Below are 14,442 nucleotides of genomic sequence, written 5' to 3'. Positions count from 1 at the left end.
CAGTGCACTACACCAGGCTGGAGATCAGAAGTTCACATTGACGGTCGCGAGCAGCTTGCGGCCGGTCTTGTACACGCCGCGCGGCAGGCTCGGCGTGTTGGCATAGGCATAATATTGGCTGTCGGTCAGGTTCATGCCCGACAGGGTGAGCCCGACTTCCTTGGTGAAGTTGTACGTCGCCGACACATCGACATTGGCGGTGCCGCGCACGTACATCTGATCGCCGCGATCGATGCCCGTGAAGTATTTCGAGCGCCAGGTATAGGTCGCGCGCAGCGCCACCGGGCCACTCTCGAAGAACGGGCTCAGGCTGGCCTGGTGCCGCGAATTGTAGGGCAGGTCGGCGCCCGTGCTCGCCTTGCCGTCCGAATAGGTATAGTTGGCCAGCACGCCGAAGCCGAGCGGGAAGCTCTGCTGATAGGCCACGGCGAAGCCCTTCACCTCGGCCGAGCCCGCATTGAACGGGCGGCTGATCTGATAGGTCGTCACCCGCCCCTGCGCGGTGTTGTAATGCTGCTCGGGCGCAGTCTGCTGCAGGATGTAGTTGCTGATGTCCTTGTAGAAGATCTCACCCGACAGGATCGAACGGGGCGCCAGATACCATTCGAGCGACGCGTTGAAGTTGTTCGACTTGTAGGGCTTCAGGTCCGGATTGCCGCCGCCGCCGCTCAGGATCTGGTCCGACAGCCAGAAATAGTTGGTCAGATCGGCATAGTTCGGACGGGCGATCACCTGCGCCGCGGCGAAGCGGAACACCAGGTCCTTGCGCACGTCGGCGATGATGTTCACGCTGGGCAGGACATTGTCGTAGCTGGTCTTGGTCGTCTGCCACACCCAGTCGGCCTGGGCGTTGCACATCGCGCCCGGCTTGCAGACGAAGCCCGCGCTGTCGGTCGCGGTGTGGACGTAGCGCACGCCGAAATTGCCGCGGAAGCCGCCGGCGTCGAAATTCGCCTGGGCATAGGCGGCGTGGATCTGCTCCTTGATGTCCCAATTGCCGGCAGTGAATTCCGAGGCGGAGAACATCGAGGGCGTCGGCAGGCCCGGCCGGCCCTGGACATAGTTCACCATCGAATCGCCGTTGATGATGAAGCGGCCGCGCATCTGGTCGTTGATGCCGTCGAAGCCCGACAGGTAATTGTCCCTGACGATGCTGGTGTCGAAGTTCGACGCCGGCACCGCGAAGCCGTTGATGCCGGCCAGGCTGACGCCGGCATAGGCCTGCGCGGTCTCGTGGCTGCGATATTTGTAGCCGACCTGGATGCGCTTCAGCACTCCGTCGAACTTCAGGCCGAAATCGACCTGGCCGTAGCGTTCCTTGTCGGTGGTCGGCTTGGTGACGAGATTGCCGCTCCAGCCGGCATCGGTGACGAAGGCCGCCGGATTGCCGAGCACGTTGCTGGTATAGGAGATCGTGCCCGGCTTGCCGGGCGCGCCGCTGATGTCGACCGTGTAGTTGGCCTTGTTCAGGAACTCCAGGAACACCTGCTTCTTGGTGCCGCCATCGGCATCCGAGACGCCGCCCTGGACATTCAGGTCCCAATGCACGTCTTCCCAGCCGATCTGGCCGTGGAAGGTCTGCGAATGCATCTCCGCCACGCGATACTGCGCATCGAGCACCGAGAGCCCGTTGTTGAAGGTCGCCGAGCGGACGATGCCGTTGTCCACCGTCAGGCCGGTCAGCGAGCCGGCGCTGTTCCAGACATTGCCCGGAAAGGCGAACATCGACTGATTGAGATTGTCATAGGTCGCGTCGATGCGCAGCCAGTCGGCCGTGATGGTGAGCTGATCGACCGGCTTCCACTGAGCGGTCGCCGAATAGGTCAGCCGCTCGCGGCCCTGCTCGAAATAGGACGTGCCGAACGCATTCGGGAACTTGGCGTTCGGGTTCGCCGTCAGCGTGCTGGCGCAGGTGCCGGTGCAATTGCCGGTATAGGTCCGCCCCACGACCGGAACCGCAGGCGCGGCCAGCGAGCTGGTATTGGCATCGTTGTTCCCCGCCCAGAAGTTCGCGCTGATCGTGCCATAGCTCTCCAGGCCGTCGCGGCGCAGCCGGTCCTTGGTGCGCTGGAACGAGGCGAGGATGCCGAGGGTCTTGTCCTCATTGTGCCAGCTGACCAGCGCCGAGCCCTGGACGTCGCCCTTCTTCGAACGGTCATTGTAGAGATAGCTGAGCGAGCCGGCGACCACGAAGGGCTTCAGCTCGAGCGGCTTGCGGGTGAGCACGTTGACCGTGCCGCCGATCGAGCCCTCGTCGATCCGCGGCTCGGGCGACTTGTAGACGTCGACGCGGTTGACGAGCTGCGGGGCGAGCAGCGCATAGTTGAAGGTGCGGCCCGGATTGTCGAGGATGAACCAGTCGGCCGAGGCGACCGTCTGGCCGTTCAGCAGCGTGCGGTTCAGCGCCGGATCGGTGCCGAGGATCGAGACCTTCTCGCCCTGGCCGAACGCGCGGTCGACGGTGACGCCCGGAACCAGCGTCAGCGCTTCGGCGACGTTGGTGTTCGGGAACTTGCCGACATCTTCCGACGAGACCGAGTCGATGATCGCATCGGCCTTGCGCTTGGCTTCGATCGACTGGGCGAGCGAAGCGCGGAAGCCGGTGACGACGATCTCGTGATCGTCGGCAGGCTGGGCGGCGGTGTCGCTGGTCTGTGCATGCGCGGCACCGGTGAGCAGCGCCATCGCGCTGGCCGTGCCGATAAGAAATCCCCGGATCCCCATCTCTCATCCCCTTGGTCAGAATGATTCTGAACTTGCTTATGATTCGTTGTGGTACGGCTCTGGCAGACCAGTCGCATACCAATATCCGTACCATTCCTCACTGTTGAGGGGCCGTCAAGACAGATTTTTACAGTGCGGTTACAGACCAGCGTAATTTTTTTGCTGACATGTGGTACGTTATTGGTACTAGTGTTGCATCCGGCACACAGCCGACCGATGATGGGGAACCGATGCCGCTGCTGGCGCAAAAGATCAGGCCGCTCGACGGAGCAGGCAGGGGGCCGCTCTACCGGCAGCTCGAGACCGCGTTGCGCGAGGCGCTGCGCGACAATCTGCTCAAGCCCAACGAAGCGCTTCCCGCCGAGCGCGACCTGGCTGCCGATCTCTCGGTCTCGCGGATCACGCTGCGCAAGGCGATCGACAAGCTGGTCGACGAGGGGCTGCTGGTCCGCCGGCACGGCGCCGGCACCTTCGTCGCCGGCCGTGTCGAGAAGCAGTTCGCCAAGCTCTCGTCCTTCTCGGAGGACATGGCCTCGCGCGGGCGGAGCGTGCGCAGCGAATGGCTGATCCGCGAATCGGGCGTGGTCACGGGCGAGGAATCGCTCACCTTCGGGCTCAGCCCCGGCACCGCGGTCTATCGCTTCCACCGTATCCGCTATGCCGACGACGTGCCGATGGCACTCGAATTCGCGATCATCCCGGGCTTCGGCCTGTCGGGGCTCGATGCAGTCGATTCGTCGCTCTATGCCGCGCTCGAGGCGACCGGCAACCGCCCGGTGCGCGCGCTCCAGCGGCTGCGCGCGGCCCTGTGCGACGCCGAGCGCGCCGCCCTGCTCGGCGTGGAGGTGGGCGCGCCGGTCCTCTATATCGAGCGCCGCGGCTTTCTTGCCGATGGCCGGGTGATCGAGGCGACGACCAGCTGGTATCGCGGCGACGCCTATGACTTCGTCGCCGAACTCGACATGCGGGGCTGAGCGGATGACCAACCCCGAATCGACCCGCATGTTCGCCGAGGCGGCCGAAGCCGGCGCGGCGGTGCGCCGGCAGCTCGAGCGGAATGCGGAAGCGGTCCGCGAGCTGGGCGCCCGCTTGCGCGCTACCCGCCCGCGCGGCGTGCTCACCTGCGCGCGCGGCAGCTCGGATCATGCCGCCACCTTCGGCCGCTATCTGATCGAGACGCGGCTGGGCTTGCTGACCACTTCGGTCTCGCCGTCGATCGCCTCGGTCTATGGCGTCGAGACCGACTATTCCGACATGCTGGCGCTCGGCATCTCGCAATCGGGCAAGAGCCCCGACATCCTGGCCGCGATGCGCGCCGCGAAGGAAAGCGGCGCCCGCACCGTGGCGATGGTCAATGTCGAGGATTCGCCCCTCGCCGCCGAATCGGACACGCTGGTGCCGCTCCGCGCCGGACCCGAGATCAGCGTCGCGGCGACCAAGTCGTACATCGCCGCGCTCGCCGCCCAGCTCCACCTGGTGTGCGAATGGGCAGGCGACGAGTCGCTCGCGGCCGGCCTCGCCGCACTGCCCGACCGGCTCGAGGCCGCCTGGGCCGCCGACTGGTCGCCGCTGGTCGAGCGGCTGCATGGCGCGCGCGGCCTCTATGTGATCGGCCGCGGCCTGGGCTTCGGCGTGGCGCAGGAAGCCGCGCTCAAGTTCAAGGAGACTTGCGGCCTCCATGCCGAGGCGTTCAGCGCCGCCGAGGTCCGGCACGGGCCGATGGCCCTGGTCGGCCCCGGCTTCCCGCTGCTCGTCTTCCGCCAGGACGATGCCACTGCCGACGGCGTCGACGACCTGGTCGCCGATGTGCTCGCGCGGGGCGGCGAAGTGCTGGTGAGCGGCGGCAAGGTGCCGGGCGCGATCCATCTGCCGCACCCGGCGGCGGGCCCGGCGATCGAGCCGATCCTGCAGATCCAGGCTTTCTACCGCGCCGCCAACGCGCTCTCGATCGCGCGCGGCTTCGATCCCGATCGGCCGCCGTCGCTCGCCAAGGTGACCGAGACCATCTGATGCAGGCGCTGATCCCGACATGCGCGCTGGTCGACGGCGCGCTCCGCGAAGATGTCGCCGTCCTGGTCGACGGCGCGCGCATCGCCGGCGTGGTGCCGGCCGGCGCGATTCCCGCCGGCGCCGAGCCGCGGCGGCTGGACGGCACGCTCGTCCCCGGATTCATCGATACCCAGGTCAATGGCGGCGGCGGCGTGCTGTTCAACGACGCGCCGACCGTGGAGGGCATCGCCGCGATCGGCGCCGCGCATCGCCGCTTCGGCACCACCGGCTTCCTCCCCACGCTGATCAGCGACGATCTCGACGTCATCCGCCGCGCGGTGGCGGCCGTGGACGCGGCGATCGCGGCGGGCATACCGGGCGTGCTCGGCATCCATGTCGAGGGCCCGTTCCTCAACGTCGATCGCAAGGGCATCCATTCGGCCGAGAAGATCCGCCCGCTCGACGCGGAGGGGATCGCAGCGCTGACCGGCCTGACGCGCGGCCGCACGCTGGTGACGCTCGCGCCGGAACGCGTGGCGGTTTCGGACATCGAGCAGCTCGTCGCCGCCGGCGTGGTGGTCGCGGCGGGGCATACCAATGCGCGCTACGACCAGGCCAAGGCGGCGGTGGCCGCGGGCATGCGCGGCGTCACCCATTTGTTCAATGCCATGTCGCCGCTCGGCTCGCGCGAGCCGGGCATGGTCGGCGCCGCGCTCGATTCGGATGCGCTGGTCTGCGGGCTGATCGTCGACGGGCATCATGTGAACCCGGCCACGCTCCGCCTGGCGCTGCGCTGCAAGCCGGCCAGCGGCTTCATGCTGGTGACCGATGCGATGCCCTCGGTCGGATCGGAGGCGAGCGAGTTCGTGCTGCAGGGCCGCCACATCACCGTGAAGGACGGCGCCTGCCGCAGCGACGACGGCACGCTGGCCGGATCGCATCTCGACATGGCGGCGGCGGTGCGCAACGCGGTCTCGATGCTGGGCGTCGATCTCGCCACTGCGGTGACGATGGCAAGCACCAGCCCGGCCGCGCTGATGGGCCTGGGCGATAGGCATGGCCGGATCGCGACCGGCCATGCTGCCGACCTGGTGCTGCTCGACGCGGCGGGGTGGGTCCGCGAGACCTGGATCGGCGGGGCTTAGGGCAAGCCGGCCCGCGCCGGCTTGCCCCGCCCCGCCCACAGGCGTAGCGCTCCCGCATGACCGACTCCACCAAGGCGCTCGACTATGTCGAGGCGCATCTCGACGACAGCCTGGACCGACTCTTCGCGCTGATGCGCGTCCCCTCGGTCTCGACCGATCCCGCCTATGCCGAACAATGCCAGCGCGCCGCCAGCCTGCTGTCCGACGAGCTGACCGGCCTGGGCTTCGCCGCCCGCGTCGCGCAGACGCCGGGCCATCCGATGGTGGTGGCACATCACGACGGTCCGGCGGATGGGAACGCGCCGCACATCCTGTTCTATGGCCATTACGACGTCCAGCCGGTCGACCCGATCGCGCTGTGGCGGCGCGATCCGTTCGACCCGGTGATCGAGACGCGCGGCGACGGCGCGAAGCAGATCGTCGGCCGCGGCGCGTCGGACGACAAGGGCCAGCTGCGCACCTTCGTCGAGGCCTGCCGCGCCTGGAAGGAAACCGCGGGCGCGCTGCCCTGCAAGGTGACGATCCTGTTCGAGGGCGAGGAGGAATCGGGCTCGAAGAGCCTCGAGCCGTTCCTTCATGCCAATGCCGAGGAGCTGAAGGCCGATTTCGCCCTGATCTGCGACACGCTGATGTGGGATACCGAGACGCCGGGCCTCACCATCGGCCTGCGCGGCATGGCGGCAGGCGAGGTGACGATCCGTGCGGCCTCGCGCGACCTCCATTCCGGCCTCTATGGCGGCGCGGCGCGCAACCCGATCCAGCTGCTCTGCTCGATCCTGGGCGAGATGAAGGACGCCGATGGCCGCGTGACGCTCGCCGGCTTCTATGACGGCGTGCCCGAGCTCGATCCCGTCGTGCGCGGGAGCTGGGATGCGCTCGGCTTCGACGCCGGCGCGTTCCTCGGCGACATCGGCCTGAGCGTGCCGGCCGGCGAGCGGGGCCATGACGTGCTCGAGCAGATCTGGTCGCGGCCGACCGCCGAGGTCAACGGCATCTGGGGCGGCTATACGGGCGAAGGCTTCAAGACGGTGATCCCGGCCGAAGCCCATGCCAAGGTGAGCTTCCGCCTGACCGGTGCCCAGGATCCCGCCAGGGTCTGGGCATCCTTCGAGGAACATGTCCGTTCGCGCCTGCCCGCCGATTGCTCGGTTGCCTTCACCGGGCGCGGCCCCGGCAGCCCCGCGGTCTCGGTATCGAGCGACAGCCCGCCGCTCGAGGCCACCCAGGCGGCGCTGGACGCCGAATGGGGCAAGGCGGCGCTGATCGGCTGCGGCGGGGGCATCCCGGTCGTCACTTCGATCTCGAAGATCCTGGGGATGGACACGGTGCTGGTCGGCTTCGCGCTGACCGACGACAATATCCATTCGCCCAACGAGAAATATGATCTGAAGAGCTTCCACAAGGGCATTCGCTCCTGGGTGCGGATCCTGGCGAAGATCGGCGAGATGGCGAAGATGCCGGCCTGATCGCGCTGGCCCGAATCGACCATCTGGGCTAGATTCGGGCCATGCATGAGGGGGCTCGATTCATCGCTTTGATGCTCGGCGGCGCGGCGCTGGCGGCGTGCCAGCCCGATGCGGCCAAGCCGGTACAGAAGGCAGAGGCGAGCGAAGCAGCGCCGGCCGCCCGCGCCGCGGCGGCCCCCGCCAGCGCGCCGCTGCGCGACTGGCTGGTCGGCAGCTGGTCGTTCGAAGCCAGTTGTGCGAGCGACTTCATCGCCCATTTTGCCGCCGATGGCAGCCTCGACAATAGCGGCGAGATGGGTGGCTGGGCGCTGGCCGGAAACACCGTGACCGAGACGATCCGCGAGCGCTATGACGCCGCCGCGAGCGACGGCGCCGAGAAGGTGAACCCGCCCGAGACACGCAGCTACACGATCGAGCGCGCCGATCAGGACCATGGCACGATCACCTATCAGGGCCGCAAGGTGCCGATGCTGCGCTGTTGACGGCACGGCCGCGAGGATCGATATCGGCACGATGGTTCCCCTTTCGTTCGCCGGCCATGAGCTGATGGCGCTGCCCGAGGGCGGGCTCTACTGGCCGGCGCGCAAGGCCCTGCTCGTTGCCGACCTGCATTTCGAGAAGGGCAGCTGGTTCGCCGCGCGCGGACAGATGCTGCCCCCCTATGATTCGATCGCGACCCTGCATGCCATCGAGGCGCTGGCGGAGCGCACCCAGGCGCGCGAGCTCTGGTGCCTGGGCGACAGCTTTCACGATTCGGAAGGCTGCGAGCGGCTGCCCGGGGATGCGCGCGCACTGCTCGCCCGCCTCACCGCCCGGCTAGACTGGCGCTGGATCACCGGCAATCATGACAGCCTGCTGATCGATCCCTTTGGCGGCACGATCCTGGAGGAAGCCGAGGTCGACGGGCTGGTCCTGCGCCACGAGGCCGAACCGCGCGATCCGCGGCCCGAGCTTTCGGGCCATTTCCACCCCAAGCTGCGGCTGCGCATCCGGGGGCGGCAAGTGGCGCGGCGCTGCTTCGTCGCCTCGCCGACCAAGCTGATCCTGCCGGCCTTCGGCGCGCTCACCGGCGGGCTGGATGCGCATCATCCGGAGATCGCCCGCGCAGTGGGGCGCAGCGCGCAGGCGCTGGTCGCGCTCGAGGACCGGCTGCTGCGCTTCCCGCTCGCGGCTTAGCTTCCCCGGCGCGGCTCGAGATCGGCGCATTCCACCGGGCCCTGCCCGATCACCCGGCATTTGGCCGGGCCGAGCACGCGGACCACGCCGCTCGACGTCGCGCTGATCTGGGCGTTGTAGCGCACGTTCATCACCAGCGCCCCGCCGCTTCCCGAGACGAGCAGCGCGTCGGCGGTGGTCAGCGCGGCGGCATCGAGGCTGCTGGTGCCATAGAGCCGCACGCGCGTGTGCAGCGCATTGCCCGCCAGCGTCACCGTGCCCGCGCCGGCCAGGGTGACGCCCAGGTCCTGCGCATCGACCTTGCCGATATCGATCCGCCCCGTACCGTTGAGCGAGACGTCGAGACGGTTGCCGCGCATCTCGGCGATCTTCAGCAACGCGCCGCCATTGGTCTGCACCACGCGCAGCCCCGGCACCGCGACCCGGATGCGCGCACCGCTCGCGGTCTTGCCCGCCGCCGATTCCCAGCTCTGCGTGCCGGCATTGATGACCAGCGTGCCCGCCTCGACCCGCACGCCGACCCGGTCGAGCGCGGCACGGTCGCCCGCGAGCGTCACGCCGGGCGATCCGGGCACGACTTCCACCGCGAACGGCCCGTCGATGCGCAGCCGGTCGAAACCGGTGACCATCACGACGCGCTCGTCTCCCGGCGCGGCGGCGCCGACGAGCAGCAGCAGGGGAGCGAGGGCGAGCCGATACATGGGCGTACCCTCGCGCGGCTTCAGCGCCGAGGCAAGCTCAGGAGCAATGCGCCTCGCCCGAGCCGACCGCGCTCACCGAGCATTTCGCGCCGCCGGTGAGATCGACATCGCCCGAGCCCGCGATCGAGACCGAGGCACCGCCCCTGACCACGCCGCGCAGGCTGCCCGAACCGATGACCGAGATGCTGGCGCCGGTGGCGGTCAGCTTGCTGGCGTCGATGTCGCCCGAACCGGCGATCGAGGCGTTGAGCCGGCTGACCGTACCTGCCACGGTGAGGTCTCCGGAGCCCGCGATCGAGAGATCGGCATCGGTCGCGGTGAGCGTGGCGATGCCGAGATTGCCCGAGCCGGCGATCGCGCCGCGGAAAGCGCCTTCGGCCTTGTCGACGCTCATGTTGCCGGAGCCGCTGACGCTCGCACCATCGAGCTTCGGCAGGACGACATGGACCTTCACTCCGCGATCGTTGCTGAACGAGAAGCCGTTGCGGTCCTTGCGGCCAACGCGCAGCGTGCCGTCGACCACCCGGACCTCGAGCTGGTCGAGGATCGCCGTATCGCCCTCGGCCGTGACCGCGAACTGCGCGCCGTTCCGCACCTCGATATCGTCGGGCCCGCGCAGATCGACCTTGGTGAAGCCGTTCGCATCGTAGCTGCGCTTGGCGCCGACGCCACTCGGCTTGACCTTGTGGCCCTCCTTTTCCCAGCTGGCATGGCAGGCACCGGTGGCCGTGAGCGGCAGCAGGGCCAGGGCGATCAGGGCAGCGCGCATCGAAACTTCCTCCCGAAGCAGTATGTGTGTTGGATGTATAATACACTATCGATTAGGCAAGGAAAAGGGGCGGTTTTCAAGGCCGCCCCTTCGTTCGGGCTTCGCTGCCGATCGGGATCAGGCCGGAACCTTGTCCTTGTTGTGGATCGCCGCCGCCTTGCGCAGGATCTCGAGGATCTTCTCGAGCGCGGCCGGCTCGTCCACCTCTTCCATCGCCGCGAGCTCGCGGGCGAGGCGGCTGGCGGCCGCTTCGAAGATCTGGCGCTCCGAATAGCTCTGCTCGGGCTGGTCGTCGGCACGGAACAGGTCGCGGACCACTTCGGCGATCGACACCAGGTCGCCCGAGTTGATCTTCGCTTCATATTCCTGGGCGCGGCGCGACCACATGGTGCGCTTGACCTTCGGCTTCCCCTTCAGCGTATCGAGCGCTTCCTTGAGCGTCTTGTCGCTCGAAAGCTTGCGCATGCCTACGCTCTCGGCCTTGTTGGTCGGAACGCGCAGCGTCATCTTTTCCTTTTCGAAGCGCAACACGTAGAGTTCGAGCTGCATCCCCGCAATTTCGGACTTCTGCAGCTCAATCACACGGCCCACGCCGTGCTTGGGGTAAACGACATAATCGCCGACATCGAAGGACAGCGCCTTGGCAGCCATGTGCGAGGAACCTTTCGTGATAACCGGCCCCGACGGGCTCGGCGTCCGCCCCGGCGAATGCAGGGCGGGCTGATCGGGGCGACTTCTCTTTGCTTCTCCGGGCGGAGGCGAGTTTTCCTCCGTCTTGAGCCATTTAACACGTTTGCAATAAAATTACCAGACCGAGTGTGCCGCCTTGCAGCGAAAATATGCAATTAATCGCAGGATTGTGGCTGCCTCTCGACTCAGCCGGCGCCACGAACATGTCCGCGCCATTTCCGCAGTTCGCCGGCCAGGACACCGGCTCCACCTTCTCGGCGGCGCTCAAGAGGTTACTCGACGCAGGTGAGACGCCGCCACCGGGCGCGTTCGTCTGCCGGGTCGACAGCCGTGCTGCGGGGGCAATGCATCCGCCATCCTGCCGGCGGTCGAATTCCGGCCAAGCCGGCCCCGCGATCCGGCAAGGGTCCCTAGCCGATTCGAACGTGCTGCGCCGCAGCGACGCGATTCGCCGCCGGCAGAAGGCCGGCGTCCCTGCGGGTGCCGGCCATGCCCGGGGCGCTAGCTGCCCGAACCGGGCTCGGGCGAGAAGAACTGCTCGAACTTGCCCTCGACGCCCTTCATCGCGTCGGCATCGGCGGGCACGTCGCCCTTCTGCGTGATGTTGGGCCAGGACTCCGAATAGCTGCGATTGAGCTCCAGCCACTTTTCGAGGCCGTTCTCGGTATCGGGGAGGATCGCCTCGGCCGGGCATTCGGGCTCGCAGACGCCGCAGTCGATGCACTCGTTCGGATTGATGACGAGCATGTTCTCGCCTTCATAGAAACAATCGACCGGACAGACCTCGACACAATCCATGTACTTGCACCGGATGCAGGCGTCGGTGACGACATAGGTCATGGAAACTGGCCCCTTGGATCGAAGACGTGGGGGTCCTGCTATGCCTGTGGATTCGCTGCGTCAATCAGTTGGCGCTTCCTGCGAGACGTTCGCAGTGACCACCAGGTCCTGATAACAGGCGCGCCCTTCCGCCGGCGGGCCACGCCGTGCGGGCAGCAGCTCAACCCGGATCACCCGCACCTTGCCATAGAGCGGAAAGGCCACGACGCACCCCACGCGCACCGTGGCCGAGCTGCGTTCGACTCGGCGGCCGTCGATGCGCAACAGGCCCTTCTCGGCGATCGCCTGTGCTGCCGAACGCGTCTTGGCGAGGCGCGACCACCAGAGGAACCGGTCGATCCGCATCGCCGCGCCGTCAGCCATGCTTCAGCGCCCCGAGCGCCGCAAAGGCATTGTCGCGCGGCGGCGCCTTGGGCGCGGCCGGCGCGACCAGCCCCTGCCAGATCCAGCGTTGCGGCTCGCCCGCGATGGAGCGCGCGGTGCGGAAGCCGAGCTGGGCCATCAGCCGGGCCAGCGTCTCGGCGGTGAGCCCCATCGAAGTGGCCAGGGCGGGATCGGGCGCGAAGGGCTTTCGGCCCTGGCGCGCGTCGTGCGCGGCGCGGGCAATGCGCTCGACCAGGTCGACGCGCACCGCCTGGGCGCCCAGCGGGCGATAGCCATGGACGAGATCGGCGCCCGCTGCGGCGCGCGGCAATACGGTGGCGCCGTCGCGGGGTGCGTCGGGCAGCCCCATCAGCTCGCGCCGCCAGCGCGCCGCGCCGGGCTTGAGCAGCGCCGGCGCGAAGATGTCGAGCGTCCCGATGGTGACGCCGATCCTGCGCAGCCGCTGACGCGCCTGCGGGTCGAGCGCTTCCACCAGCGTGGCGGCAGCACGGCGCGGAAGCAGCCCGCCGGCTTCGAGCAGCGCATTGGCGAGCGCGCGCAACGGCGCGCCGGCCGCCGGATCGCGCGTCGCGGCATCGAGCTTGCCGAGCACGGTCAGGCGCTTGCCGACCTGATCGGCGAACCAGCGTTCGAGCCGGGCCTGCACCGCGTTCCTGGCCGCCGGGTCGAGCACGTCGAGCGTGCGATCCAGCCGGATGCGCGGCCGGGCGATGTTAGGCCCGGGCTCCAGCGTCGCCACCGCCACGCCGTTCCAGGCGAGCACCGATCCCGCCAGCGCGATGGCCTCGTCCCCGGCCTCGGCCAGCGCGGCCCCGCGCTTGCGATACTCGCCACCCAGCCGCTTCTCCGCCGCCGCCAGCAGCATGCGCTTGTCCGCGGCGCGCGCCTCGGGCGCGACGGTGAAGCGAAAGCCGGTGAGCGTGCCCAGGGCATGTTCCTCGACGGTCACTTCGCCTTCGGGCCCGATCGTCACCGGCAGGCTCGAGGCGTCGGCACCGATCTGGCGGAGCAGCACGGTGGTGCGCTTGTCGACGAAGCGCTGGGTCAGGCTGGCGTGCAGCGCGTCGGAGAGCTTCTCCTCCACCGCGCGCGTGCGCTCGGCCCAGTGGACCGGGTCCTCGAGCCAGTCGGCCCGGTGCGCGATATAGGCCCAGCTGCGCGCCGCGGCGATGCGCCCGGCGAGCGTCTCGACATCGCCGCCCATATTGTCGAGCCGCTGGATCTCGTCGGCGAACCATTGGTGCGGCACATGGCCGAACCCTTCGGAAAGATGCCCGAAGAGCCGGCCGACGAAGCGGCTGTGCGGCTCGGGCCCGAGCTTGCGGAAATCGGGCAGGCCGCACGCCGCCCAGAGCCGCCTGACCATCGCCGGCGCGCGCACGCGCTGGCGCACCCAATCCTCTTCCGAAAGCCGCTTGAGCACCGCAAGGTCCACTGCCTCGGGCGCCGCGCGCAGCACGGCGTTCTGCGGCCTGGCCTCGAGGCTGGCGATCAGCGCATCGATGCTGGCGAAATCGGGCTCGCCTTCGCGCCAGTAGAGCTTCTCCAGCGGCGGCACCCGGTGCGCCTCGATCGCCAGCACTTCCTCCGGCGTGAAGGCATTGGGGCCTTCCTCGTGCAGCGCGCCGAAGGTCCCGTCCCGTTGATGCCGCCCCGCGCGCCCGGCGATCTGCGCCATCTCGGCCACGGTCAGCCGGCGCTGGCGGCGCCCGTCGAACTTGGAAAGCGAAGCGAAGGCGACATGGTGCACGTCCATATTCAGCCCCATGCCGATCGCATCGGTGGCGACGAGATAGTCGACCTCGCCCGCCTGGAACATCGCCACCTGGGCATTGCGGGTGCGGGGACTGAGCGCGCCCATCACCACCGCCGCGCCGCCGCGCAGGCGCCGCAGCGCCTCGGCGACGGCATAGACTTCCTCGGCGCTGAACGCCACGATCGCCGAACGGCGCGGCAAGCGGGACAGCTTCTTGGCCCCGGCATAGCTGAGCGTCGAGAAGCGCGGCCGGCCGATCACCTCGGCCTCGGGCACCAACGCCTTCAGCATGGGCTTCAGGCTGTCCGAGCCGAGGATCATCGTCTCCTCGCGGCCGCGGGCGCGCAGCAGGCGATCGGTGAAGACATGGCCGCGCTCGGGATCCGCGCCCAGCTGCGCCTCGTCCAGGCCGACGAATGCGACTTCGCGTTCCAGCGGCATCGACTCGGCGGTGCACAGGAACCAGCGCGCCTTGGGCGGCAGGATCTTCTCCTCGCCGGTGATCAGCGCGACTTCGGCGTCGCTGCCCTTCATCCTGACGACGCGATCATAGACCTCGCGCGCCAGCAGGCGCAGCGGGAAGCCGATCATGCCGCTGGCATGGCCGGCCATCCGCTCCACTGCGAGATGCGTCTTGCCGGTGTTGGTGGGGCCCAGCACGGCAGTGATCGGAGAACGCGCGAAACGACTCATTGCGACTCCCAAGATCGTTCCGAGTCGCCCCTTAAGCAACTCCCCCGGATTGGCGATCCGCCTTAACCATGTTGGAAATACTGGCGAATATGCCGAACGCTTCGCTTCA

Annotated in this window: 13 protein-coding genes; 6 read left to right on the top strand and 7 right to left on the bottom strand. The window is 68.3% G+C overall.

The features are described from left to right. Positions 1–24 precede the first annotated feature (24 nt). Positions 25–2,724 (bottom strand): TonB-dependent receptor, encoded by a 2,700-nt coding sequence (locus tag FHR20_RS14150; protein ID WP_167300215.1) that lies wholly within the window; start codon positions 2,722–2,724, stop codon positions 25–27. Between the two features lie 230 nt (positions 2,725–2,954). On the opposite strand from FHR20_RS14150, the gene FHR20_RS14145 reads away from it, so the two are divergent. Genes FHR20_RS14145 through pdeM form a run of 6 tightly spaced genes read left to right on the top strand, consistent with a single transcriptional unit; the run spans position 2,955 to position 8,500 of the window. Then, on the top strand, positions 2,955–3,698 hold the full coding sequence (locus tag FHR20_RS14145) for a GntR family transcriptional regulator (RefSeq protein ID WP_086127602.1): 744 nt from the start codon (positions 2,955–2,957) through the stop codon (positions 3,696–3,698). 4 nt (positions 3,699–3,702) lie between these two features. Then, a complete protein-coding gene (locus FHR20_RS14140) occupies positions 3,703–4,734 on the top strand; it encodes an SIS domain-containing protein (RefSeq protein ID WP_167300214.1) in 1,032 nt (343 codons plus the stop codon). Next, the gene (gene nagA, locus FHR20_RS14135) at positions 4,731–5,858 is read left to right on the top strand and encodes an N-acetylglucosamine-6-phosphate deacetylase (protein ID WP_425057386.1); all 1,128 of its coding nucleotides are present in this window, start codon (positions 4,731–4,733) and stop codon (positions 5,856–5,858) included. The genes FHR20_RS14140 and nagA overlap by 4 nt, the downstream gene beginning before the upstream one ends. Before the next feature lie 56 nt (positions 5,859–5,914). Then, positions 5,915–7,324 (top strand): M20/M25/M40 family metallo-hydrolase, encoded by a 1,410-nt coding sequence (locus FHR20_RS14130; protein ID WP_167300212.1) that lies wholly within the window; start codon positions 5,915–5,917, stop codon positions 7,322–7,324. A 41-nt stretch (positions 7,325–7,365) separates the two neighbouring features. Further along, positions 7,366–7,806, top strand: coding sequence for a hypothetical protein (locus FHR20_RS22705; RefSeq protein ID WP_208413586.1), 441 nt, complete (start codon positions 7,366–7,368; stop codon positions 7,804–7,806). A gap of 31 nt (positions 7,807–7,837) precedes the next feature. Beyond that, the gene (pdeM, locus tag FHR20_RS14120; protein WP_167300211.1) at positions 7,838–8,500 is read left to right on the top strand and encodes a ligase-associated DNA damage response endonuclease PdeM; all 663 of its coding nucleotides are present in this window, start codon (positions 7,838–7,840) and stop codon (positions 8,498–8,500) included. On the opposite strand, the gene FHR20_RS14115 is transcribed toward pdeM, so the two are convergent. The 6 genes from FHR20_RS14115 to FHR20_RS14090 all read right to left on the bottom strand — a co-directional run bounded on the left by FHR20_RS14115 (position 8,497) and on the right by FHR20_RS14090 (position 14,333). Next, positions 8,497–9,201, bottom strand: coding sequence for a GIN domain-containing protein (locus FHR20_RS14115; protein WP_167300210.1), 705 nt, complete (start codon positions 9,199–9,201; stop codon positions 8,497–8,499). The two genes, pdeM and FHR20_RS14115, sit on opposite strands and share 4 nt — an antisense overlap. A gap of 37 nt (positions 9,202–9,238) precedes the next feature. After that, a complete protein-coding gene (locus FHR20_RS14110; RefSeq protein WP_167300209.1) occupies positions 9,239–9,970 on the bottom strand; it encodes a head GIN domain-containing protein in 732 nt (243 codons plus the stop codon). A gap of 117 nt (positions 9,971–10,087) precedes the next feature. Next, on the bottom strand, positions 10,088–10,621 hold the full coding sequence (locus FHR20_RS14105) for a CarD family transcriptional regulator (RefSeq protein ID WP_086127610.1): 534 nt from the start codon (positions 10,619–10,621) through the stop codon (positions 10,088–10,090). A gap of 540 nt (positions 10,622–11,161) precedes the next feature. Continuing rightward, positions 11,162–11,500, bottom strand: coding sequence for a ferredoxin FdxA (fdxA, locus tag FHR20_RS14100; protein ID WP_167300208.1), 339 nt, complete (start codon positions 11,498–11,500; stop codon positions 11,162–11,164). Positions 11,501–11,560: 60 nt separating this feature from the next. Continuing rightward, positions 11,561–11,863, bottom strand: coding sequence for an RNA-binding S4 domain-containing protein (locus FHR20_RS14095; RefSeq protein WP_167300207.1), 303 nt, complete (start codon positions 11,861–11,863; stop codon positions 11,561–11,563). Beyond that, entirely contained in the window at positions 11,856–14,333 is a 2,478-nt protein-coding gene (locus FHR20_RS14090) for a helicase-related protein (protein ID WP_167300206.1), read from the bottom strand. The genes FHR20_RS14095 and FHR20_RS14090 overlap by 8 nt, the downstream gene beginning before the upstream one ends. Between the last annotated feature and the right edge of the window lie 109 nt (positions 14,334–14,442).

Source organism: Sphingomonas leidyi (assembly GCF_011761945.1).
GTDB classification, from domain to species: Bacteria; Pseudomonadota; Alphaproteobacteria; order Sphingomonadales; family Sphingomonadaceae; genus Sphingomonas; species Sphingomonas leidyi.
Note: the sequence above shows the minus strand (reverse complement) of the source record. Positions and strands in the feature narration are given on the sequence as shown.

Excerpts from the sequence above, each read along its gene's own strand:
- FHR20_RS14095 (WP_167300207.1), bottom strand. The coding sequence starts at position 11,863 with ATGGCTGACGGCGCGGCGATGCGGATCGACCGGTTCCTCTGGTGGTCG.
- FHR20_RS14140 (WP_167300214.1), top strand. The coding sequence starts at position 3,703 with ATGACCAACCCCGAATCGACCCGCATGTTCGCCGAGGCGGCCGAAGCC.
- FHR20_RS14115 (WP_167300210.1), bottom strand. The coding sequence starts at position 9,201 with ATGTATCGGCTCGCCCTCGCTCCCCTGCTGCTGCTCGTCGGCGCCGCC.
- FHR20_RS14090 (WP_167300206.1), bottom strand. The coding sequence starts at position 14,333 with ATGAGTCGTTTCGCGCGTTCTCCGATCACTGCCGTGCTGGGCCCCACC.
- FHR20_RS14150 (WP_167300215.1), bottom strand. The coding sequence starts at position 2,724 with ATGGGGATCCGGGGATTTCTTATCGGCACGGCCAGCGCGATGGCGCTG.
- FHR20_RS14110 (WP_167300209.1), bottom strand. The coding sequence starts at position 9,970 with ATGCGCGCTGCCCTGATCGCCCTGGCCCTGCTGCCGCTCACGGCCACC.
- FHR20_RS14130 (WP_167300212.1), top strand. The coding sequence starts at position 5,915 with ATGACCGACTCCACCAAGGCGCTCGACTATGTCGAGGCGCATCTCGAC.
- fdxA (WP_167300208.1), bottom strand. The coding sequence starts at position 11,500 with ATGACCTATGTCGTCACCGACGCCTGCATCCGGTGCAAGTACATGGAT.
- FHR20_RS22705 (WP_208413586.1), top strand. The coding sequence starts at position 7,366 with ATGCATGAGGGGGCTCGATTCATCGCTTTGATGCTCGGCGGCGCGGCG.
- FHR20_RS14145 (WP_086127602.1), top strand. The coding sequence starts at position 2,955 with ATGCCGCTGCTGGCGCAAAAGATCAGGCCGCTCGACGGAGCAGGCAGG.
- FHR20_RS14105 (WP_086127610.1), bottom strand. The coding sequence starts at position 10,621 with ATGGCTGCCAAGGCGCTGTCCTTCGATGTCGGCGATTATGTCGTTTAC.
- pdeM (WP_167300211.1), top strand. The coding sequence starts at position 7,838 with ATGGTTCCCCTTTCGTTCGCCGGCCATGAGCTGATGGCGCTGCCCGAG.